Here is a 20,068-nt window from a genome sequence, read left to right as displayed (position 1 = left end):
GTCCGGCCGGACGCCCGGCGCCCCGGTAAGGCAGGAGCCTCCCCCGGGTCGGGCAGGAGCCTCCGTCCCCGCGCGGTAAGTTGGAGGAATGCTTTTCCCTCCCCCTGGCCCTTTGGGCTGGCGCGCGCCGCGGCGGTTGCTCGCTGGCGCTGCTGCTGCTGCCGCCGTCGTCCTGGCCGCGACCGCATGTTCCCCTGCCGGATCCATCGAATCTGCCGATGTTCCGGCCTGGCAGGCCACGGCACTGCCCGCGGCCACCGGAACTGTGCTGGCGGATGCGGGCAAGATCCTCAACCGGGATCCGATCGTCAGGGCCGCGTCCGGTGTTCCGGCCGGCAGCTACACCCTGACGGTCAGCTGCGACGGCGGCGGCAAGGCGTTCTTCGCAGTCTCCCTCGATGGCAAGCAGCTGGCCGAGGCGGGGGCGGCGTGCAATGGCAGCCGCGAAACGGCAAAGATCACGGTGCCGGCGACCGGCGCTGTCCAGATCAGCACCCAGAGCGTGGATCCGCCGCTGATCTACGCCTACCACCTGGCGGCGGAGTAGCAGCTTCCTGGGACGCCGGCCGGGACGCGGGCCAGGATGCCGGCCCCCAGGGCGGGCGCGGTCCGGGTCTATGGTTTTTCGTGCCGGGCTGGCTTAAAGTCAGGGTATGCCCCCTGTCCTGGCAAAGTGGGTGCCGCGACAGCGCACCGCGGCCGCCGCCGTCGTGCTTCTGGTTGCCCTGCTTCTTGGCTCGTTGCTGACCGGATGCGAGTACGTGGACGAAGACAATGACCGGGACGAAGGGACCGCCGCCGCGTCGGCCCCTCCCTCCACGAGCGCGGCCCTGCCGCAGGACCCGGCGCTGAGCCAGCCCGTTGCCGGAGCGGAGCTGGACATGTGGGTCAAACAGGTCCTGCCCAACGCCGAAGGCCAGGTGTTCCACACCGGCTCCGGATCGTTGGTTGCGGACGCCGAACGGAGCGAGACCACCGGGCAGCTTCCCAGCGGCACCTACACAGTCACCCTGGCTTGCCGGAGCACGTCCCGGGTCTCCTTTTCCGTCCGCAACGGGGAAGAGGAACTGATCGATCTGAACCTGCGCTGCGGGACGTCAAGGGTCAATGTGGTGACCTTGGCCGCAGATACGGTCCTCACCGTCACAATGGAAGCAATCAATCCGGCAAACTTTGCCTACCGGGTAAACCGGATCTGAGAACGCAGCGGCACAGCTTGGGGCTGGAGCACGGCGCAGGCGGCACGGCTCAGCCGGTGCAGCCCTCGGGGCAGCGCAGCGTCTCCGGGCTGGCAGCGCACTGCGCGCAATAGAGCGTGAGGGTCCGGCAGCTCGGGTTGGAACAGTTCTCAAACTTGCTCGTGGCCGCCGCGCAGCGGACACACTCGCCGATGGTCTTGGCCTCCTCGCTGAATTCGAGATGCATCCGCTTGTCGAAGACGTACAGCGAGCCTTCCCACAGGCCCCGGTCCTTGAAGGCCTCGCCGTAGCGGACGATGCCGCCGTCGAGCTGGTAGACCTCCTTGAAACCGCGGTTCACCATGAGGCTGGAAAGCACTTCGCAGCGGATTCCGCCGGTGCAGTAAGTGACGACCGGCTTGTCCTTGAGTGAGTCGTACTTGCCGGAGTCGAGCTCCTTGATGAAGTCGTGGGTGGTGGCAACGTCGGGGACGATGGCGTCCTTGAACTTTCCGATCCGGGCCTCGAAGCCGTTGCGGCCGTCGAAGAACACCACCTCGTCGCCGGCTTCCTTCTTGGACTCCACGAGCCGGTGAAGTTCCTCGGGCTGCAGATGCGTCCCGCCGCCCACGACGCCGTTGCCGTCCACGATGAGCTCGCCCGGGGCGCCGAAGGACACGATCTCGTCGCGGACCTTGACGCTCAGACGCGGGAAGTCCGCGGCGCCGCCGTCGGACCATTTCACGTCGATGCCGTGGAAGCCCTTGTACTCACGGGTGGTCTTGACGTACTGCTTGACGGCGCTGATCTCTCCGCCGACAGTCGCATTGATGCCGTCCCTGGAGATGAGGATGCGGCCGGTCAGCCCGAGTTTCTCGCACAGGGCGCGCTGCCAGAGCCGGATAGCGTCCGGGTCGGCGAGAGGGGTAAAGCCGTAAAAGAGCACAATTCGGTTCAAAGCCACGTATTTAAGGGTACTGGCCTCAGCCGGCCGCGCGGGACCTCGGCGGCGGGCCGGGTGGGGTGACCCGGTCCGGTCCGGTCCGGGGGGACTTTGGAGCCGATCCCGGCACCGCGGCGGCTAAATCACGGCGTGTCCGTGCCAAAGTACCCCCCGATGGCGCTCCGGGTTGTTCAAAGTTGTCCGTGCGGCTTGGGGGAGTCCGCGGGCAGCGCTGTGGAAAGGCACTTTGCCGCAGGCCCTCCGCGGCGGGTGCCGGAGCCCGGGCGTTACCGTCACAATTGCCTAAGCAAGCAAAGGATCACGGACCCGGCCCCTGTTGCTTGTGGCGGGGCTGGAATACGCTCATCACATGAGTCTTGAGGCGATGGTTGAAGATACCGCCCACCTGCTTGACGTCTGGGTTACCGGCTGGGCCGGCTGCCGGGGCTATGAGACGGGCAAGGAGGGCCGCTTCCCTGCGGCGCTGCGTGCGGACACGACCCACGAATGGGTGTATTTCGCCCATGACCCCTCCGAATCCGAGTTCGCGGACCTGGCGGCGAAGACAGCCGAGGTTCCGGCCAGGGTCCTCACCATCCTCACCAACGACGTGGCGCGGTATGTGTCCCTCGCGCAGAAACACCGGCTGAATGTCACGTCGGCATCCCAGACCATGATGATCCTGGACATGGAGACACAGGACTCCGAAGACCCCTGGCTCTCCGATGAAAGCCTCAACCTGGTGACCTCCAAAGCCAACGGCGTCCACCACGCCATCGTCCAGGCGGGCGACGAGTTGGCCGCGAGCGGACAGCTTTTCGTCGCCGACCACACGGCCGTCTTCGACAAGATCGTGACGGAGCCGAAGTATCAGCGCCGCGGGCTGGGCAGCTTCATCATGAAGGCACTCGCCGCACAGGCTTTCGAGCACGACGTCGAAGCCGGGCTGCTGCTGGCCTCGCTGGACGGACAGCAGCTGTACTCACACCTGGGATGGAGCACGGTGTGCCACGTGCTGATGCTGTCCGCCTCCGACGAAGGCTCGGATCTGTCGGTGGGTTGAAGGCTTTTGCACCGGACGGCTGTTTGGCCGGGCCTGCGTGACGGGGTTTGGGGCCGGTCGGTTTGGGGCCGGATGAAACAATGTAGAAGTGAACCCGCATGAATCCCTGATTCCGTTGCTGGGCCGCGGCCCGGACCCGGAACAGCTGCGTCATGTGCGCACGATCCCCGCCCGCGAGGCCCTTCACATGCCGTGGCCGGAATGGGCCCATCCCGATCTGGTGGACGCCTACGGCTCGCTGGGCATCCACGAGCCGTACCGCCACCAGATCCAGGCCGCCGAGCTGGCCCACGCCGGAGAAAACGTGGTGATCGCCACCGGAACCGCCTCCGGCAAGTCACTGGCCTACCAGCTGCCTGCACTGGATGCGATCCACCGTTCCGAGCTGCGGGTCCTTGCCGATCCGGGCAAGATCCACGACGACGGCGCCGTGACCCTGTACCTGTCCCCCACCAAGGCCCTGGCGGCAGACCAGCTGGCCGCCATCCGTGCCCTCAAACTGCCCACCGTCCGGGCCGAGACGTACGACGGCGACACCGACCCGGCGTCCCGGCGGTGGATCCGGGACCACGCAAACTTCATCCTGGCCAACCCTGACATGCTGCACTTCGGGATCCTCCCCAACCATGCCTGGTGGGCCAGGTTCTTCCGGCGGCTGCGCTACGTGATCGTGGACGAGGCCCACAGCTACCGCGGCGTTTTCGGATCCCATGTGGCCAACCTGATGCGCCGTCTTCGCCGGATCTGCGCCTACTACAGCCCGGGCGCCTCCCATCCCGGGCCCGTGTTCATCGCCGCGTCTGCCACCGCGTCCGAGCCGGAGACCTCCTTCGGCCGGCTCATCGGGGCGCCGGTCCGTTCCGTGTCCGAGGACGCCTCGCCGCACGGCTCCACCACGGTCGCGTTCTGGGAGCCCGCGCTGACCGAGGTCCGGGGCGAGAACGGCGCCAGGGAGCGCCGGACTGCCGTGGCCGAAACCGCGGAGCTGCTGGCCAATCTCGTATCCGCCCGGGTCCGGACCATTGCCTTCATCAAGTCCCGCCGCGGGGCCGAGACGATTTCGTCCATCACCAAGCGGCTCCTGGACGAAGTGGACCCCAGCCTGCCCCAACGCGTTGCCGCCTACCGCTCCGGCTACCTGCCGGAGGAGCGGCGGGCCCTGGAAAAGTCGCTGCGCTCCGGCGAACTGCTCGGCGTGTCCAGCACCTCCGCGCTGGAGCTCGGCATCGACATCTCCGGGCTCGACGCGGTGCTGGTGGCCGGCTGGCCCGGCACCCGTGCGTCCTTGTTCCAGCAGATCGGCCGGGCGGGGCGGGCCGGCCAGGACGCCATCGCCGCCTTCGTGGCGAGCGATGACCCGCTGGACACGTACCTGGTGAACCACCCCGAGGCGGTCTTCGATGTCTCGGTGGAGGCCACCGTCTTCGACCCCTCCAATCCTTATGTGCTGGGCCCGCACCTGTGCGCCGCCGCCGCTGAACTTCCGCTGGGGCAAGCGGAACTTGGGCTGTTCGGCGGCACGGCCGAGAGGCTGCTGGGCCAGCTGGTGGCTCAGGGATATCTGCGCAAACGTCCCGCAGGGTGGTTCTGGACGCACCCGCAAAGCGCCGCCGCCATGGTGAATCTGAGGGCCGACGGCGGCGGCCCGGTGAGCATCGTGGACGCGGACACCGGTTCCCTGCTGGGCACCATGGATTCGCCCCAGACGCACTATCAGGCCCACACCGGCGCCATCTATGTCCACCAAGGCGATAGCTACGTCGTGGAAGACCTGAACGAGGACGACCACTGCGTGGTGGTACGCCGGGCCAACCCTGATTACTACACCACGGCCCGGGACGTGACCCAGATCGAAGTGCTGGAAACACACCGCACGACCCGGTGGGGCGACGTCGCCGTGCATTTCGGGGATGTGAAAGTGACAACACAGGTGGTCTCCTTCCAACGCAAGGCCTTGATCTCGAACGAGATTCTTGGTGAAGAACCGCTGCAGTTGGGAGCCAGGGACCTGTTCACCAAGGCCGTCTGGTTCGTGATGGACAACCGGTCACTGACGGGCGCCGGCCTGATTGAGGCGCAGTTCCCCGGTGCCCTGCACGCGGCCGAACACGCTGCCATCGGCCTGCTGCCCCTGGTGGCCTCCAGTGACCGCTGGGACATCGGCGGGGTATCCACGGCCATCCACGCCGACACCGGCGTGCCGACCATCTTCGTGTACGACGGTCATCCCGGCGGTGCCGGGTTCGCCGAACGCGGCTACGACAAGGCCCGGGTCTGGCTGTCCGCCACGCGCGACGCGATCAAGGCCTGCGAATGCGAATCCGGCTGCCCGTCCTGCGTGCAGTCGCCCAAGTGCGGCAACAAAAACAACCCCCTGGACAAGGACGCCGCTGTCACCCTCATCGAGGTGCTGCTCAAGGACGCCACCGAAAGGATGGGCGCCGGCCAGCATGAGGCCGGGCTGCCGGAGCCGGACGGGTCGACGGCCGGCCGAGCGGATCGCCCGGCCACCGCAATCCAGTACTGATCCGCCTGCCAAGCAGCCAATGCCAGCGGTGGAGCCGGCCGGTCCGGCCCCTACGGGTAGGGGCCGGACCGGCCGGGTCCCGGGGAGGGCCGGCCCGGGCCTGTCCGGTCGCCGCCCCGAGCCAGCTCCCCGCGCTGAGCTCGGTACGGACGAGTACCGTGCTGCCCGCGCCTTCCGAACAGCTCAGCATCCGTGCGCCGTTCCGGCGTGCGACCGCTTCGGCGACGGAGCACGGCTCGCCGGCTGTGATTCCCCGGGCGGCATCCGCAGCCGCCAGCGCGGCAAGGTCAGCGGCGGCCGCGGCCCGGTACGCGGTCACGGCGGATTGCGACAGCAGTACGATCACGGCAGTCGCCATGATGACTACCAGTCCAAGCGCCATGGCCAGGACAGTACCCGAACCGAGTTCTGAGCCGCGCTCCGGGAAGGGGCTCATGCCGCGCGGCCTGAAGTCCGTACGTCGGGCAGTCCGCGCAGCAGCGCCACGGCCGGCGAATCGGACGACTCTCCGCGCGCCCAGGCACGGGCGGTGAGGGTCCACGGAACCAGCGAACCGACAGCTCCGGCGACCCTGCCGGAGACCGTGACGGCGAGCCATTCGCCGTCGGAGTCCACGGCCGACGTTGCCGACTCGCCAGCGAGCCGGCGGACAATCCCGTTAACAGCGGCGGCGTCTTCGCCCCGGGCCAGGGCCCTCGCACCTGCGCTGGCGGCCTCCTCCAGCCGGAATTGCGTCAAGCCTGCGGCGGACCCGGCCAGCAACAGCCCGAACAGCAGCAGGACAGCGGGCAACGCCACAGCGAACTCGGCCGTTACCGCGCCCTGGCAGGAGTGGAGTCGCCGGCACATCCGGCCCACGCCGTGGTCGGGCACGGGCCGGGACGCAGATCCCCGGAAGCCCGGGTGCCAGGAACCCCGGTCCGGGGCGCCAACGACCGCAGCCGCGGCGCATCCGCGGACGCGACCACCCTGCGCACCGTGTTCGCCGTCCTCTCCCGGTCGCCGGCCGGACCTCATGGCAGAGCCAGCGCGGTGCGGATGAGGTTCAGCAGGACACCCCGGACCTCGTCGCTGCGCATGATGAACACGAGGATCCCGGCAAACCCCACGGCGGCCAGGGTGGCGATGGCGTACTCTGCTGTGGCCATTCCCGCTTCGGAGCGGCGGCCCTTCGTGTGCTCGCGGGCCTGGACCGGGGTGGCTCTGCGGGCGCCCGGGTAGATTTCGCGGACTTCAGCGGTTACAGGCGCGGCCGGCTCGGCGCAGGTCTCTGCGGGGGCATCTTGACGGGGAGTCATGTGCTTTCCTTTCACGGGAATCCGGCGGAGCTGCCGGCTGCTTCGACTCTCGCGTCTCCGGCGGGAGGAGGTAAGCCCTGTTGCCGGCCAAGTGGATAACGCCAGGTCCCGCGGGGCCTGTGGAGGAGCACTGCAGGATCATTCGCCGCAGGGCCGCTGCCGATTTTCAGGCATGCCGGCGAACCTGCTGTTACGGGCGGTCCCTCAAGCGACTTCCAGTGGGAAGCTGAAGGCGCCGTGGTCCACCCGGGCACGGACCGGACAGTGTTGCTCAAGTCGTGGCCGCTCGAGCTAACGGCTCATGACCCGGGCGGGCTGACGGCGCCTGGCACCTTCGAGGAATCCGGCGCTGGCGCAGGAAAGGTTCCGGGAATCGGGCCGGGGGCCGCGGAGCCGCTGATGGTGACGTCGTCGACGTAGATATCGCCGGTTTGCTGATCGTGTTCGGATCCCAGCTGGACCATGTCGACGGTGCTCGCGTTGATGCTCACTTTGTTGCTCGTGTAAATGGACCGCCCGTCCCACCAAATCTGCACCCCGGTTTTTGAACCGTCGGGAAGGACGCGCATCACCAGATGGTGCCAGGTGCCCTGGGTAACCTCTGGCAGCAGTGTGGTGTAGAGGAAACCCTTCGGCGAAGCCACCCGGAGCACCAGCTCATGCGAGACGTTTTGCCTGAAGACATCCAGGATACGGGCACCGCCTGCAAAGAATCGGAAATACGGGACGTTGCTGCCTGCCGTGCCCTCAGCAGTTATGTTGAACCACCCGGCTGCAGAGACTTCGGCCGTCGGTCCGGCCAGTGCGAAGGTCATCTTGGCGACGGATCCGCTGTCGGTGGTCGTGTGCAGGAAAGCCGCGCAGGTCGTTGCCGGTGAAGACGCCGAGGAGACGAGGGCGGTTCCCGTTCCCGAGGTGAACACTTTGAACCCTGCCATCGCCCCCGACTCGATGGTGGCCGCCTCTGTCGCCTTCCCGGTATTGGAAGCCGCCGGCGCGGCTATTCCGGTGTGGCAAGCCGGCGCTCCAGCGGTTGCCGGACCGGAAATGAGCGCCGCGGCGTCCAGAAACGCCAGTGCCAGCATGGCAGCGAGGCAAAGTCCTAGAAATCGCTTCATCCATCGGCCCTCCGACATCGGCCTTGAATCAATACCCAACGCCTGCCGTTAGTTCTCTGCCCAGCCCTCCACGTCAAGAACAGTGCTCCAACTGCAATGGTTCCTCCCCGCACAATAGCCCTGGGGGACTTGAGTAAACCTTGGAAATACCCAAGATGACGATCCACCCGCCTGACTCCGGCCTCCGACCCGGAGGTCCGGAGGTTCGGGAGGTCCGGAGGTTCGGAGGCACCCGCTGCCGGAGGAACGGCTGAACCGGGTGACTTTGCCGTCGGCCGCCACCGGGATTGTGACCGGACATGGCGGGCGGTCAGGCCGGGAGCATGGCCAGCAGTACGGGGACAACGCCGAGGCACACGAAGGCGGGCAGGGAACACAGACCCAGGGGCAGCACCAGCTTCACGCCCAGTGCTGCCGCCCGTTTTTCTGCGGTCCTGAACCGTGCGCGCCGCATCCGGGCCGCCTGGGCATACAGGATGGCCGAGGACGGAGCTCCGGTGAGCGCGGCGAAACCGAGGGCATCCCGCAAGGCAAGGAGTTCCGGCGACCGGACTTCGGAACTGCGCCAGGCAGTGTCCCAGTCGGCACCGATGGCAAGCGCCGACACGACGGGCCCCAGCGGGCGGCTGAGCTCGGCCGAGGCGAGGGCCGCCACCAGCTCCAGCGAGCGGCCGAGCCCGGCTCCGGCGTCCAGCATGGCTCCGATCAGTTCAAGCATCATGGCGGTGTCCCGAAGGCCTGGATTGCTCGCCCGCCGTCGCCCCTCCGCGCCCCTCCCCGAGTCCTGCCGGCCTGAGTCCTGCCGGCCCGGGTCCCGGAGCCGGAGCCGGAGCCGCCGGCTCACCCGGCCACGATCGGCGAGCGCCAGAACGGCTGCCCCGGCCAGGCAGGCCGCCACCGCCGCGCCGGCCAGCGCCGCGCTCACTGAAGCCCGCTCACTGAAGCCCGCTCACTGCGGCCCTGCTGCCGCCCGGACGAGCCTGGCTGACCAGATCCGCCCGGCCGCGGTCAGCGCCACACCCGTGGCGAGCGCGGCAATCCCGTACGGTGTCCCCAGCAGGATCCTGACGGGATCCACGCCCAGCAGCATGCCCAGTCCCAGTCCCAGCAGCGGCAGCCAGCCCAGCAGCCGCACGGTTGCCCGGGGCCCGGCGAGGGCCGTCTGGCGGGCGGCTTCGGCGTCGTCTTCCGCCTCCAACTGCGCGGCGAACCGCGTCAGCACGTCTGCCAGCGGGCAGCCGCTGGCCTCGGCGATGTCGAAGCACGCCGCCAGTTCACCCCATACCCTCCGTTCGAGGCTCGTTGTGCCGGTGACACTGCCGCCGGATGGCGTGCCCGCCCCCGTACTGCGGATGGCTTCGGCCACGGGCGACCCGCGCAGGGCTGCCGCGCGGGTCGCCGCCAGCATCGCCACGGAGGCTGGGGCAAGCGCGGGCCCCGGGAGGTGGTCCGGCCGTCCGCCCGGCGCGGGGTCCCCGGCGTACAGCAGCCACAGTTCATCCCACAGCCGGGCCGGGGCGCGCCCTCCCGTTAACAGGGCGGCCAATTGCTGGACCACCACCGTCATCGGGACGTAGGCCAAGTCTCCGGACGCCCGTACGGGCAGGACCCTGCCGAGCAGCCGCCGGAGGCTAGGGAACCGGTCCGCCGGCACCGGCGCGCGCAGCTCCCGGTCCGGGGGAAGCGCAGTGCGGGCGCGGCGCGCCGGGGATCCGGGGGGTGAGAGTGCCAGCCAGGCACCGAGCACCAGCACACCGAGCAGGACGGCGGTCATCGCGGGATCCGGCCCGGCGCGGGGCTGCCCGTTCCTCGCGGAATCGAAGTCCCGGGCGGCACCGATGCGTCGGCAGGCAAGGAAGGATCCAGGCCGAGGCGGGCCGCCAGTTGGGGCCAGGCCGGTCCGGGGCGGATGAAGCCGTCAAGGACCTCCAGCGCAGCGGAGACGCTCAAGCCGGTCCCGTCGTCGGCCATCACGCCGATGCAGGCCACCTGCCGCCCGTGCCGGGACCGTGCGACATGGACGACGGCGTCGATGGCACTGGCCACCTGGAGGCGCACGGCATCCTGGCCCATCCCCGCGAGCGAGCCCAGGGCCGTGAGCCGTGCCGGCACTGCGGCCGCCGTGTTGGCGTGGATGGTTCCTCCGCCCCCGGTGTGGCCCGTGTTCATGGCTGTCAGCAGTTCGCGGACTTCCCCTCCCCGGCATTCGCCCACGATGAGACGGTCCGGGCGCATCCTCAGGGACTGCCGGACGAGTTCCCCGAGGTCGATGGCACCGCCTCCCTCGAGGTTGCCGTGCCGGGATTCCAGCGAGACGACGTGCGGATGGACGGGGTTCAGCTCCGAGGCGTCCTCAATCAGGACGAGCCGTTCGCCCGGACGGCACAGGCCCAGGAGTGTGGCGAGCAGGGTGGTTTTCCCCGAGCCCGTCGCGCCGCTTATCAGGAAGCTCAGCCGGCGCTCCACCAGCCGTTCCAGCACATCCTGGACAAACGTGCCGAACATGCCGTTGTCCCGCAGTTCCGCCATGGTGAAGACGGATTGGCGGCGGATCCTCACGCTCAGGAGAGTCCCTGCCGTGGAAATCGGGGGCAGCACAGCGTGGACCCGGTAGCCGCCCTCGAGCCGGACATCCACGCACGGGGAACTGTCATCGAGCCGGCGGCCGCCCGCTGCCACGAGCCGCGCTGCGAGGGCACGGATCTGCGCTTCGCCGGAGAAGGCGACAGGAGCCTTTTCCAGTCCGCTGCCGCGGTCCAGCCAGACCGAATCCGGACCGTTGACGAAGATGTCCGTCACGGCCGGATCCCGGGTGAGCGTCTGGAGCGGGCCCAGGCCGTTCAGTTCAGCGCTGATGCTGTCGACGGCGGCCAGTGCACCCCCGGTGCCGAGCAGTTTGCCGGTGGCCTGGACCGCGGCGGCAACCCGGGAAGGGGTCACCGGCCCGGCGTCGGCCATGATGGCCTCCCGTACCGATTCCAGCAGGCGCGGGTCCACGACGCCGCGGGGCCGGGGCCGGCTTCCCTGGGCGCGCAGGCTGCTTCCGGAAGGCTCCGGCGGCCCCAGCGCGGAATGGGCGCTCATCAGCGGTCTCCCCCGCTCAGGTCAAGGACTTCGGCGGTGAACCGCCGGACGTTGCGCTGCTGGCCTGTTTCCAGGAGGCGTCCGAGCTCCGTCGCGAGGGTGGCGCCCCTGATTTCCGGCATGATCCCGTGCAAGGGAAGCCCTACCGATGCCGCGATGAGCGGCCCGTCCAACCCGGCTCCGGGCTTCCCGCGGATCACCAGGGCTGTTTCCACCGGGGGCAACTCCTGCAGCAGCCGGGCCGATGCCACGGCCGCGCGCAGCCGGGCGGGTGCGACGACGACGATCCTGTCGCAGTCCCAGGCGAAGGTACGCAGGGCCTCACGTCCCCGGCCGATGTCCAGCACCACCAGCTCGTAGCCCCGCCGTGCAGCGTCAAGGACCCCGGCCACGGCGGTCGAATCCACGCCCGCCGGCCGGTCCCGGCTGCCGGGCCAGGACAGGAAGGAGAATCCGCCGGCCTCCGGCAGCGCCTCGGAGAGCTGGCCAGGATCGATGCTGCCGCTCGCTTCGGCAAAGTCCGGCCAGCGGAGGCCGGGCGAATCCTCCGCGGCAAGGGCCAGTTCAAGGCCGCCGCCCCAGGGATCGCCGTCGATCAGGAGGACCCGCGCACCGGGCCGCGCCGCGGCCTGGGCAATCCACACGGCGGCCGTGGTGGCTCCTGCACCGCCGCAGCCGCCGGTGATGCCGAGCACGAGCCCGCCTGCCTCGGGCGCGCGGGATCGGCTCAGGTAGTCCGCAAGCCAGGAGGAGGCGTCGGGCAGCACGGCAACCCGCTCGGCCCCGATGGCCGCGGCGAGGTGCCAGAGGCTGTCCCCGTCACCGTTCAGGCCGACAAGTACCGCCGGGGCCCGTCGCCGGGGTGGCAGCTCGCGGATGTCGCTGCCGACCAGGACCGCGGCAGCCGTGTCCCAGAACGGTGCGGCCTCGATGATGTCCGGCACCGTCCGCAGCGCTCCCCCGGCCGCGGCGACGACGCGTTCCACTTCGCTGCGGACCACCTCGAACCCGGTGACCAGCAGCGTCTCGGGCGACTCATCGGGTACCCACGGCCCCGGTGCCAGCGGAGGATCCGATAAGGGGCTATCCCACAATGAAATTTCCCGCAAGGGACTGGACCGCTGGCGCCTGTTCATGGTGCCACTGTGCCCCTCACCGGAGCGCGCTGTAACGGCCGGCACGCGCTATGTGGACAAGCCGCCCCGCCAGGCAGGGCAGAATTGAGCTATGTACCTGCTGCTTGCCGCCCATGCCGACGGCGCAGTCATCCAGGAACTCACCGCGGCCGGCACCCCGGGCCCTGCCGGCGCGGAACCGCAGCCGGTCAGCGCCGCCGAGCTGCCCGGCGTCGTACGCGAACTGGAGAAGCGCCGGCCGCGCTGGATCTGGCACCGCACCCAGGACTGGTATCCGGCCTTGCTGGCTGCCGGGGTGGAGCTGGAACGCTGTTACGACCTCACCCTGTGCGGCGCCATCCTGGCCCATTCGGAGTTCACCGCCCACACCGCATATGCCCTGGCCGCGGAAAAGGTCACGCAGGACGATGAGCTCCAGCAGCCGCCGCGCGCCCTCCAGCCGCCTCCCCCGCCGGCCGACCAGGGCTCGCTGTTCGACGATCCGGGCCTCCGCACGGCGCCCCGGCATTCGGCCGAGGAGCTCCGCGCCGAATACGCCGCCCAGCAGGCAGCGCTCGGTCACGCCGGCACAACCGCCAACACCGGCGCCGATGTCACGCGGAGGCAACGGCTCCGGCTGCTGCTGGCCGCCGAATCCGCCGGCGCCATGATCGCGGCCGAAATGCAGCACACGGGTGTCCCCTGGCGGGAGGAACTGCACGAGCGGATCCTGTCCGGCTACCTCGGCCCCCGCCCGCCGCAGGGCCACCGTCCGGCCAGACTCGAGGCGCTCACCGCCGAGCTCCGGCAGCTGCTGCAGACGCCGGCGCTGAACCCGGATTCGCCGCAGGAGCTCATGCGTGCACTGCACCGGAACGGCATCGAGGTGAAGACCACCCGGCAGTGGGAGCTGAAGGAGTCCGCCCACCCGGCGATCGAGCCGCTGCTGGCCTTCAAGAAGCTCTCCCGGCTGCACGCCGCCAACGGCTGGGCGTGGCTGGATGCCTGGGTGCAGGACGGCCGCTTCCGGCCCGAGTATGTGGTGGGCGGGGTGGTCTCCGGCCGCTGGGCGTCGCGGGGCGGCGGGGCGCTGCAGATCCCGCGCCAGATCCGAGGCGCGGTGCATGCCGATCCGGGTTACAAGCTGATCGTCGCCGATGCCTCGCAGCTGGAGCCCCGGGTCCTGGTGGCGCTGGCCCAGGATTCCAGGATGGCCGAGGCCGCACGGGACAAGGACCTGTACGCCGGCATCGCGGCGCAGGGTTTCGGCGGTGACCGGGCCCAGGCGAAGGTGGCGCTGCTCGGCGCCATCTACGGTGCCACCACGGGAGAGTCCGGGCGCCTGATGCCCCAGCTGGCCCGCACGTATCCACGCGCCGTCGGATTCGTGGAACAGGCCGCCCGCGAGGGCGAGGCCGGCAGGACCGTCACCTCGCGCCTGGGCCGGAGCAGCCCGCCGCCGTCGGACCGCTGGCTGAAGAGCCAGCAATCCACGACAGCCGAGGAACAGCGCCGGGCGGAATCCCTTGCCCGCTCGCGCGGCAGGTTCACCCGCAACTTCGTCGTGCAGGGCTCCGCGGCTGACTGGGCGGCCTGCTGGCTGGCGGAACTGCGACGCCGGCTCCGTGCCATGCGCGCCGACGGCGCCCCTGCGGGGGAACTGGTGTTCTTCCTGCACGACGAGGTGATGGTCCACTGCCCCGCTGCGGCCGTCCAGGACTGCATCCGGGCCATCGAGGAGGCCGCGGCGGCCGCCAAGGAGCTGCTGTTCGGCAGGATTCCAGTGGACTTCCCGGTCAGCGTGGCCGTGGTGGACTCCTACGACGAGGCTAAGTAGCGGGCGCCGGACTCTCCGGGTAACGTACCGGCCGGTAGTGTTGTGCCCTGCCGCATCCCCGGATACCCTCGAAGGGCCGGTGGTCAAGATCACTTCGCCGGACGATGCAACGAAGCATAACTTTTGGGGAGGACCGGTTTGGCTGGCATTTTTGAGATCACCGAGGCTGGAGAAGAGTCCTACTTCTTCAAGCTGACGGCAGCGGACGGAACGGTCGTGGCCGTTTCGCCATTGTTCAACACCATCAAGGGCGCGGCCGCGGGCATTAATGCCGTCCGCGAGAACGCCGCGACCGGCCTGGTCGTGGACCGCTCCCGCAGCGGGAGCCGGCCCCCGACCAGCACGCCGACGACGCGTCCGCGCGGTTTCCGGGGCACCTCACGGCTGGCAGCCGGCTAGCAACCCGGCACAAGCACCGGGCTTCACGCCGGTGCGCCGGCCCTACACGCCGGCCGTCCCCGGACGTCCGGGTTTTTCAGACGTCGATCACGTGCCGGCGTGTACGGTCCCAGGGAACGGCCCAGCCCAGCTGCTCAAAGAGCTGGCTGAGGATCATCGCGGTGAAGCCCCACACCACGAGGCCGTTAACAGTGAACGCGGGGCTTTCGAACGTCTGCCCGGCGCGGCTCACGGTGGCCGTGACCCGGTTGTCCGGGTCCAGCAAATCCCGGACCGGCACCCGGAAGACCTGGGCGGACTCGCCGTAGTCCACCACCCGGACGGGCGACTGGGAGGCCCACCAGGCCAGGACGGGCGTCACCAGGAAGTTGCCCCGGGGAAGCGCCAGTTCCGGCATGATGCCGAGCACCTCGACGCCGGCAGGGTCCAGCCCGGTCTCCTCTTCCCCCTCGCGCAACGCCGCCTCGATGACGGATTCCCCGGGGTCGATCCCGCCGCCGGGGAAGGCGACCAGCCCGGGGTGGTCCTCCAGGGTCTGGGCACGCTGCAGCAGGAGAACATCCAGATCGGCTGGCGCAAGCAGCTTGACGGAGGCGGCCGGAACGCTGTCGAGCGGCCCGAAGAGCATCAGAATGGCCGCCCTGCGGATGCGTTCGCCGGGTGCGACGCTGAGTTTGCGCCAGCGCGGATCCGGCGCGGGCGCTGTTCCCGCTTCCACCGCAGCAACAAGGTCAATCAGGTCCTGGCGTGCGGTCATCGTGGCTTCCTCTGCGATTCCATCCGGATCTCGGCGGCGCGGTGCGTCTCGGCCAGCAGTTGAGCCAGCAGTGCCTCCTGCCCGGGGGCCAGCTCATACTTCAGCAGGTTCTTCGCCTTTTCCGGATCCGTCTCGCCGGCACCAAAACTGGGGCACCAATTGGCGACCGCACAGGCCCCGCACGCCGGCTTGCGCGAATGGCAGACCCGGCGTCCGTGGAACACCACGCGGTGCGAGAGCATGGTCCAGTCTGTCGGCTCGAACAATTCGGCGACGTCGGACTCGACGCGCACCGGGTCATCCGAATCCGTCCAGCCGAAGCGCCTGGCCAGCCTGCCGAAATGGGTGTCCACGGTGATGCCCGGGATGCCGAAGGCATTTCCCAACACGACATTGGCGGTCTTCCGTCCGACGCCGGGCAGCGTCACGAGGTCCGCCAACCGTCCCGGCACCTCGCCGTCGTACTCGTCCACGAGCCGGTTGCACAGCGCCATCAGGTTCCGGGTCTTGGCCCGGAAGAACCCCGTGGGTTTGACGATGGCTTCGATCTCGGCGGGATCCGCCTCGGCCATGCTCCGCGCGTCCGGGTAGCGGGCGAACAGCAGGGGTGTGATCTGGTTGACCAGCACGTCCGTCGTCTGGGCCGAGAGCACCGTGGCCACCACCAGTTCGAACGGGCTGCGGAAATCCAACTCCGCGTGCGCGTACGGATACTGTTCGGCGAGCGCCTTGTTGATCCTGCGGGCACGGCGTTTGAGCGCGAGCAGGGTCTCCCCGGATGCCCTCAAGACGGCGGGCTTCGTGCCTGCGGCGGCGCTGCCGGTTTTCGCGGTGCCGGGCTGGGCGGCCATGGGTCAGGCTAACCGCGTTCGATGTTGCTGAGGTCGCGCAGCACGCCCACGCGGCCGTCGGTGTGCTGGACCAGGAATTCGTGGCCACGGTCCTCGAGGGCCAGCACCCAGCCGCCGGGCTCAATGACGAACGCCGGTGCACCGGTGTGCTCGTCGACGGCGGTCCGGGGCTGGGCCACGGCGAACCAGAACGCCTCGTGGACCGGCTGGACCTCCTCCGCCGCGGACCGGCTCGCGGGGTCGACGGTGGCGCCGATCGGTTCCTGCGAGCGCACCTGCGGATTGATGGTGGTAGGGGCGTAATGGCCGGAACCGGCCGGAACGTCCGCGGCGCGGGTCTCTTCAACAGCGGACGGCACCGCTGACGCCACCGGTGCTGAGGCCGCCCCGGCCGCTGCGGCCGGCACGACGCCGGAAGCCTGGGTTTCCGGCGCGCTGGAGGCGGAGGCGGGAGCGTGGCCGGCGCCCGCGGCACCCGCGGCGGGCGATGCCGGCGCTGCCTGGGCTGCCTGGGCTGCCGCGGCGCCCGGAACGGCCATCGGCACCGCTCCATGCACCGCCCCATTCGAAGAAGCATCGTTCGAAGAAGAGCCGTGGAACTCGTGCCCGCTCTGGGTGTCCCCGCGGGCGTGCGCCTGGCCGCCGGGCTTCAGCCGCTTGGCCCAGCCCGCTATCGGGTTGGAGCCGGCGTCCTTGCCTGGTTCCTTGCCTGCGGCCGGTGCCTTCGGAGCCTTGGGCGCCTGCGGTTTGCGGACCGGCACGGCAGCCTCGCGGGCCACGATGTGCGCGGGGGTTTCCCCGCGGTCCAGGAAGTCACCGGCGAAGTACGGAATCAGCCGCCCCAGCACGGTGGCGGCGAAGAGTCCCAGAGCACCAACGAGCGCCACCAGCATGCTCGGCACAAACGCACCGGCCACGGCAAGGAAGAAGAAGGCGACCGCGAAGGAGGCCACCACCGAGGCGAACTGGTCAACGGAGAGCGAACCGATCCGGATCTTCGTTCCAGGGCTGACTCTGCGTGCCACAAACATGGCGGAAACGATCAGCGGCAGCACGATTCCCAGGCCCAGGAAGAAGAGGCTGCCCAGGTTCCACAGGTTGTACAGCACGGCAAACATCGGAATCAGCGAGGCAACAAAGAGAATCAGCGTGGAGCCGAACACGGTGAGGTCACGGACCGTGAAAGGCCCCAGAACGGCCTCGTTCTTCTTCCCCGGCTTGCGGTCCACCGTGAAACGTGGCGCGTCCCCGAAGCCTGCCGCCCCGGCCGGTCCGGCCTGCCCGTGGTTCTGGACGGGCGGGTGCAACTGCCCGTTTACTTGCTCGTTCATTCTGGTTCTCCTTAGCGTGGCGGCACGCTGGACAGCACCGCCGAACGGCAGGCAGGATCAGGACCGCGAGTGGTCCCGTCGCCTCCATCGGATGTCACAACTTCACCTCAGCCTAGCCAAGTGCATGGCCGATCACTAGCGGACAAGCCGTGGGCAGGCCCGCAAAATCCTTGGCGGGGAGGGGTGCCTGCCAGGCTGCTTGACGGGGTGGCGGCGGGACGGATCCAGCCCCCGGGCACCACTCGCCGCTTAACAAACACCGTTCACGGCGCCCTTTGTGACGGGGCACACGTCCGGCCCGGCGGAGGCATTAGTGTTGGGTGCGGAACAGCTCTTGGCGGTGCCGCCGCGATCAGCCGTTGCCCGGTGCCGCGCCCGCGGCCCGGCGTGGCGGAGGTCCGGCGGCCCGCGCAGCACGGATCGATGAATGATGAGGTTCACCATGTCCCAGCAGACACCCGGCTCCACCACCACCCAGCCCACCGGGCCGCAGTCCCCGGACGCGCCGCATCAGGGCGACGCCTTCGAAAACCTCTCCCACGAGGACCGCAAGTTCGCGCCGTCGGCCGGGTTCGCGGCGGATGCGGTGGTCACCGCCGCCGACTACGCCGAGGCCGACGCCGACCGCCCCGCTTTCTGGGCGAAGCAGGCCCGCGGGCTGCTGAGCTGGAGCAAGGACTTCACGCAGGCGCTGGACTGGACCCGGCCGCCCGTCGCCAAGTGGTTCGTCGGAGGCGAGGTCAACGCCGCGTACAACGCACTGGACCGGCACGTGGAAAACGGGCTCGGGGACCGCGTCGCCATCTACTTCGAGGGCGAACCGGGCGACACCCGCACCTACACCTACGCGCAGCTGACCGAGGAGGTCAAGAAGGCCGCCAACGCCTTCGAGTCCCTGGGCGTGGCCAAGGGCGACCGGGTGGCCGTCTACCTGCCCATGATTCCCGAGGCCGTCATCACCCTGCTGGCCTGCGCCCGGATCGGCGCCATCCACTCGGTGGTCTTCGGCGGCTTCTCCGCCGACGCATTGCGGTCCCGGATCGACGACGCCGAAGCCAGGCTCGTCGTCACCGCCGACGGCACCTACCGCCGCGGCAAGCCCAGCCCGCTCAAGAACGCCGTGGACGAGGCCCTGTCCCATGAAGGGGACGGCGGCGGCCACTCCGTCCGGAACGTCGTGGTGGTCAAGCGCAACGGCGCGGACGTGGACTGGCACGAGGGCCGGGACCACTGGTGGGCGGACACCGTGGGGGCCGCCTCGAACGAGCACACCGCCGTCGGGCATGACTCGGAGCACCCGCTGTTCATCCTCTACACCTCCGGCACCACGGGCAAGCCCAAGGGCATCCTGCACACCACCGGCGGCTACCTGGCCCAGACCGCCTACACCCACAAGGCCGTCTTCGACCTGCACCCCGAGACGGACGTGTACTGGTGCACCGCCGACGTCGGCTGGATCACCGGGCACTCCTACGTCGCCTACGCCCCGCTCATCAACGGCGCCACGCAGGTCATGTACGAGGGCACCCCGGACTCCCCGCACCAGGGCCGCTGGTGGGAGATCATCGAAAAGTACAAGGTCTCCATCCTCTACACCGCGCCGACCGCCATCCGGACGTTCATGAAGTGGGGCCAGGACATCCCCGCCAAATACGACCTCTCCTCGATCCGGGTCCTGGGCTCGGTGGGCGAACCCATCAACCCCGAAGCCTGGATGTGGTACCGGGACGTCATCGGAGCCAACGCCGGCAAGAACGGCGAAAAGAAAGAGCACCCCGCACCGATCGTGGACACCTGGTGGCAGACCGAAACCGGCGCGCAGATGATCGCACCCCTGCCCGGGGTCACGGCCACCAAGCCCGGCTCCGCCCAGGTCCCGCTGCCCGGCATCGCCGCGGACGTCGTGGACGAGAACGGCGAATCCGTGCCCAACGGCCACGGCGGCTTCCTGGTGATCCGCGAACCCTGGCCCGCCATGCTGCGCGGCATCTGGGGGGACCCGGAGCGGTTCAAGGAAACCTACTGGTCCCGTTTCGAGACCATGTACTTCGCCGGCGACGGCGCCAAGAAAGATGACGACGGCGACATCTGGCTCCTGGGCCGGGTCGATGACGTGATGAACATTTCCGGGCACCGGCTCTCCACCACCGAGATCGAATCCGCCCTCGTCTCCCACCCCTCCGTCGCCGAAGCCGCCGTCGTCGGCGCCGCGGACGAGACCACCGGCCAGGCCGTCGTCGCGTTCGTGATCCTCCGCGGCGACGCCGTGGACACCGGCGACACCATCATCCAGGAACTCCGCACCCACGTGGGCAAGGAAATCGGCCCCATCGCCAAGCCCAAGACCATCCTCGTCGTCCCCGAACTGCCCAAGACCCGCTCCGGCAAGATCATGCGCCGCCTGCTCAAGGACGTCGCCGAAGGCCGCGACGTGGGCGACGCCACCACCCTGGCGGACAACACCGTCATGGCCCAGATCGCGCAGTCCCTGAAGAAGTAACGGCCGCCGTCGGCCCGGTCAGTCCAGCCCCGCCCGGGCTGGACTGACCGGGCTGGACTGACCGGGT

At 69.4% G+C, this 20,068-nt stretch carries 19 protein-coding genes; 7 read left to right on the top strand and 12 right to left on the bottom strand.

Annotation, left to right across the window (positions count from 1 at the left end; all coding sequences use genetic code 11):
• The first annotated feature begins 88 nt into the window (after positions 1–88).
• A complete protein-coding gene (locus ACQCSZ_RS00910; RefSeq protein ID WP_427006280.1) occupies positions 89–547 on the top strand; it encodes a hypothetical protein in 459 nt (152 codons plus the stop codon).
• Between the two features lie 106 nt (positions 548–653).
• Positions 654–1,199, top strand: a complete 546-nt coding sequence (locus tag ACQCSZ_RS00905) for a DUF6023 family protein (protein WP_427006279.1) — start codon at positions 654–656, stop codon at positions 1,197–1,199.
• Positions 1,200–1,248: 49 nt separating this feature from the next.
• On the opposite strand, the gene ACQCSZ_RS00900 is transcribed toward ACQCSZ_RS00905, so the two are convergent.
• Entirely contained in the window at positions 1,249–2,142 is an 894-nt protein-coding gene (locus ACQCSZ_RS00900) for a rhodanese-related sulfurtransferase (protein ID WP_427006278.1), read from the bottom strand.
• Positions 2,143–2,491: 349 nt separating this feature from the next.
• On the opposite strand from ACQCSZ_RS00900, the gene ACQCSZ_RS00895 reads away from it, so the two are divergent.
• Positions 2,492–3,184, top strand: coding sequence for a GNAT family N-acetyltransferase (locus tag ACQCSZ_RS00895; protein WP_427006277.1), 693 nt, complete (start codon positions 2,492–2,494; stop codon positions 3,182–3,184).
• A gap of 88 nt (positions 3,185–3,272) precedes the next feature.
• A complete protein-coding gene (locus tag ACQCSZ_RS00890) occupies positions 3,273–5,711 on the top strand; it encodes a DEAD/DEAH box helicase (protein WP_427006276.1) in 2,439 nt (812 codons plus the stop codon).
• Here the strand turns inward: ACQCSZ_RS00890 and ACQCSZ_RS00885 are convergent.
• The 8 genes from ACQCSZ_RS00885 to ssd form a co-directional block, all read right to left on the bottom strand.
• On the bottom strand, positions 5,599–6,069 hold the full coding sequence (locus ACQCSZ_RS00885) for an Rv3654c family TadE-like protein (RefSeq protein WP_427008457.1): 471 nt from the start codon (positions 6,067–6,069) through the stop codon (positions 5,599–5,601). The two genes, ACQCSZ_RS00890 and ACQCSZ_RS00885, sit on opposite strands and share 113 nt — an antisense overlap.
• Positions 6,070–6,143: 74 nt before the next feature.
• The gene (locus tag ACQCSZ_RS00880; protein ID WP_427006275.1) at positions 6,144–6,584 is read right to left on the bottom strand and encodes a TadE family type IV pilus minor pilin; all 441 of its coding nucleotides are present in this window, start codon (positions 6,582–6,584) and stop codon (positions 6,144–6,146) included.
• 140 nt (positions 6,585–6,724) lie between these two features.
• Positions 6,725–7,009 carry a DUF4244 domain-containing protein gene (locus tag ACQCSZ_RS00875; RefSeq protein WP_427006274.1) on the bottom strand — a complete coding sequence of 95 codons (285 nt, stop codon included), beginning with the start codon at positions 7,007–7,009 and terminating at the stop codon, positions 6,725–6,727.
• A gap of 299 nt (positions 7,010–7,308) precedes the next feature.
• Positions 7,309–8,127 (bottom strand): hypothetical protein, encoded by an 819-nt coding sequence (locus ACQCSZ_RS00870; protein ID WP_427006273.1) that lies wholly within the window; start codon positions 8,125–8,127, stop codon positions 7,309–7,311.
• A gap of 310 nt (positions 8,128–8,437) precedes the next feature.
• Entirely contained in the window at positions 8,438–9,052 is a 615-nt protein-coding gene (locus ACQCSZ_RS00865) for a type II secretion system F family protein (RefSeq protein ID WP_427006272.1), read from the bottom strand.
• 24 nt (positions 9,053–9,076) lie between these two features.
• A complete protein-coding gene (locus ACQCSZ_RS00860; RefSeq protein ID WP_427006271.1) occupies positions 9,077–9,901 on the bottom strand; it encodes a hypothetical protein in 825 nt (274 codons plus the stop codon).
• Entirely contained in the window at positions 9,898–11,211 is a 1,314-nt protein-coding gene (locus tag ACQCSZ_RS00855) for a TadA family conjugal transfer-associated ATPase (RefSeq protein WP_427006270.1), read from the bottom strand. Before ACQCSZ_RS00855 ends, ACQCSZ_RS00860 begins: the two co-directional genes overlap by 4 nt.
• On the bottom strand, positions 11,211–12,305 hold the full coding sequence (ssd, locus tag ACQCSZ_RS00850; protein ID WP_427006269.1) for a septum site-determining protein Ssd: 1,095 nt from the start codon (positions 12,303–12,305) through the stop codon (positions 11,211–11,213). The genes ACQCSZ_RS00855 and ssd overlap by 1 nt, the downstream gene beginning before the upstream one ends.
• 133 nt (positions 12,306–12,438) lie before the next feature.
• Between ssd and ACQCSZ_RS00845 the strand changes: the two genes are divergently transcribed.
• Positions 12,439–14,163 (top strand): bifunctional 3'-5' exonuclease/DNA polymerase, encoded by a 1,725-nt coding sequence (locus tag ACQCSZ_RS00845; protein ID WP_427006268.1) that lies wholly within the window; start codon positions 12,439–12,441, stop codon positions 14,161–14,163.
• A gap of 138 nt (positions 14,164–14,301) precedes the next feature.
• Entirely contained in the window at positions 14,302–14,562 is a 261-nt protein-coding gene (locus ACQCSZ_RS00840; protein ID WP_427006267.1) for a YegP family protein, read from the top strand.
• 76 nt (positions 14,563–14,638) lie between these two features.
• Here ACQCSZ_RS00840 and ACQCSZ_RS00835 read toward each other — a convergent pair whose 3' ends face one another.
• Genes ACQCSZ_RS00835 through ACQCSZ_RS00825 form a run of 3 tightly spaced genes read right to left on the bottom strand, consistent with a single transcriptional unit; the run spans position 14,639 to position 17,501 of the window.
• Positions 14,639–15,319 (bottom strand): NUDIX hydrolase, encoded by a 681-nt coding sequence (locus ACQCSZ_RS00835; RefSeq protein ID WP_427006266.1) that lies wholly within the window; start codon positions 15,317–15,319, stop codon positions 14,639–14,641.
• Entirely contained in the window at positions 15,316–16,170 is an 855-nt protein-coding gene (gene nth / locus ACQCSZ_RS00830) for an endonuclease III (RefSeq protein ID WP_427006265.1), read from the bottom strand. Before nth ends, ACQCSZ_RS00835 begins: the two co-directional genes overlap by 4 nt.
• A gap of 8 nt (positions 16,171–16,178) precedes the next feature.
• Positions 16,179–17,501 (bottom strand): hypothetical protein, encoded by a 1,323-nt coding sequence (locus ACQCSZ_RS00825; RefSeq protein ID WP_427006264.1) that lies wholly within the window; start codon positions 17,499–17,501, stop codon positions 16,179–16,181.
• A 442-nt stretch (positions 17,502–17,943) separates the two neighbouring features.
• On the opposite strand from ACQCSZ_RS00825, the gene acs reads away from it, so the two are divergent.
• On the top strand, positions 17,944–20,001 hold the full coding sequence (gene acs / locus ACQCSZ_RS00820) for an acetate--CoA ligase (protein WP_427006263.1): 2,058 nt from the start codon (positions 17,944–17,946) through the stop codon (positions 19,999–20,001).
• Positions 20,002–20,068: the final 67 nt, after the last annotated feature.

Origin of the sequence: Pseudarthrobacter sp. H2, from assembly GCF_050157045.1 — a bacterium.
Lineage (GTDB): Bacteria > Actinomycetota > Actinomycetes > Actinomycetales > Micrococcaceae > Arthrobacter.
Note: the sequence above shows the minus strand (reverse complement) of the source record. Positions and strands in the feature narration are given on the sequence as shown.

What these genes read in the sequence shown, in the direction of transcription:
- acs (WP_427006263.1), top strand. Translation starts at nt 17,944, where the DNA reads ATGTCCCAGCAGACACCCGGCTCCACCACCACCCAGCCCACCGGGCCG.
- ACQCSZ_RS00895 (WP_427006277.1), top strand. Translation starts at nt 2,492, where the DNA reads ATGAGTCTTGAGGCGATGGTTGAAGATACCGCCCACCTGCTTGACGTC.
- ACQCSZ_RS00870 (WP_427006273.1), bottom strand. Translation starts at nt 8,127, where the DNA reads ATGAAGCGATTTCTAGGACTTTGCCTCGCTGCCATGCTGGCACTGGCG.
- ACQCSZ_RS00845 (WP_427006268.1), top strand. Translation starts at nt 12,439, where the DNA reads ATGTACCTGCTGCTTGCCGCCCATGCCGACGGCGCAGTCATCCAGGAA.
- nth (WP_427006265.1), bottom strand. Translation starts at nt 16,170, where the DNA reads ATGGCCGCCCAGCCCGGCACCGCGAAAACCGGCAGCGCCGCCGCAGGC.
- ACQCSZ_RS00825 (WP_427006264.1), bottom strand. Translation starts at nt 17,501, where the DNA reads ATGAACGAGCAAGTAAACGGGCAGTTGCACCCGCCCGTCCAGAACCAC.
- ACQCSZ_RS00885 (WP_427008457.1), bottom strand. Translation starts at nt 6,069, where the DNA reads ATGGCGACTGCCGTGATCGTACTGCTGTCGCAATCCGCCGTGACCGCG.
- ACQCSZ_RS00835 (WP_427006266.1), bottom strand. Translation starts at nt 15,319, where the DNA reads ATGACCGCACGCCAGGACCTGATTGACCTTGTTGCTGCGGTGGAAGCG.
- ACQCSZ_RS00855 (WP_427006270.1), bottom strand. Translation starts at nt 11,211, where the DNA reads ATGAGCGCCCATTCCGCGCTGGGGCCGCCGGAGCCTTCCGGAAGCAGC.
- ACQCSZ_RS00910 (WP_427006280.1), top strand. Translation starts at nt 89, where the DNA reads ATGCTTTTCCCTCCCCCTGGCCCTTTGGGCTGGCGCGCGCCGCGGCGG.
- ACQCSZ_RS00860 (WP_427006271.1), bottom strand. Translation starts at nt 9,901, where the DNA reads ATGACCGCCGTCCTGCTCGGTGTGCTGGTGCTCGGTGCCTGGCTGGCA.
- ACQCSZ_RS00875 (WP_427006274.1), bottom strand. Translation starts at nt 7,009, where the DNA reads ATGACTCCCCGTCAAGATGCCCCCGCAGAGACCTGCGCCGAGCCGGCC.
- ACQCSZ_RS00905 (WP_427006279.1), top strand. Translation starts at nt 654, where the DNA reads ATGCCCCCTGTCCTGGCAAAGTGGGTGCCGCGACAGCGCACCGCGGCC.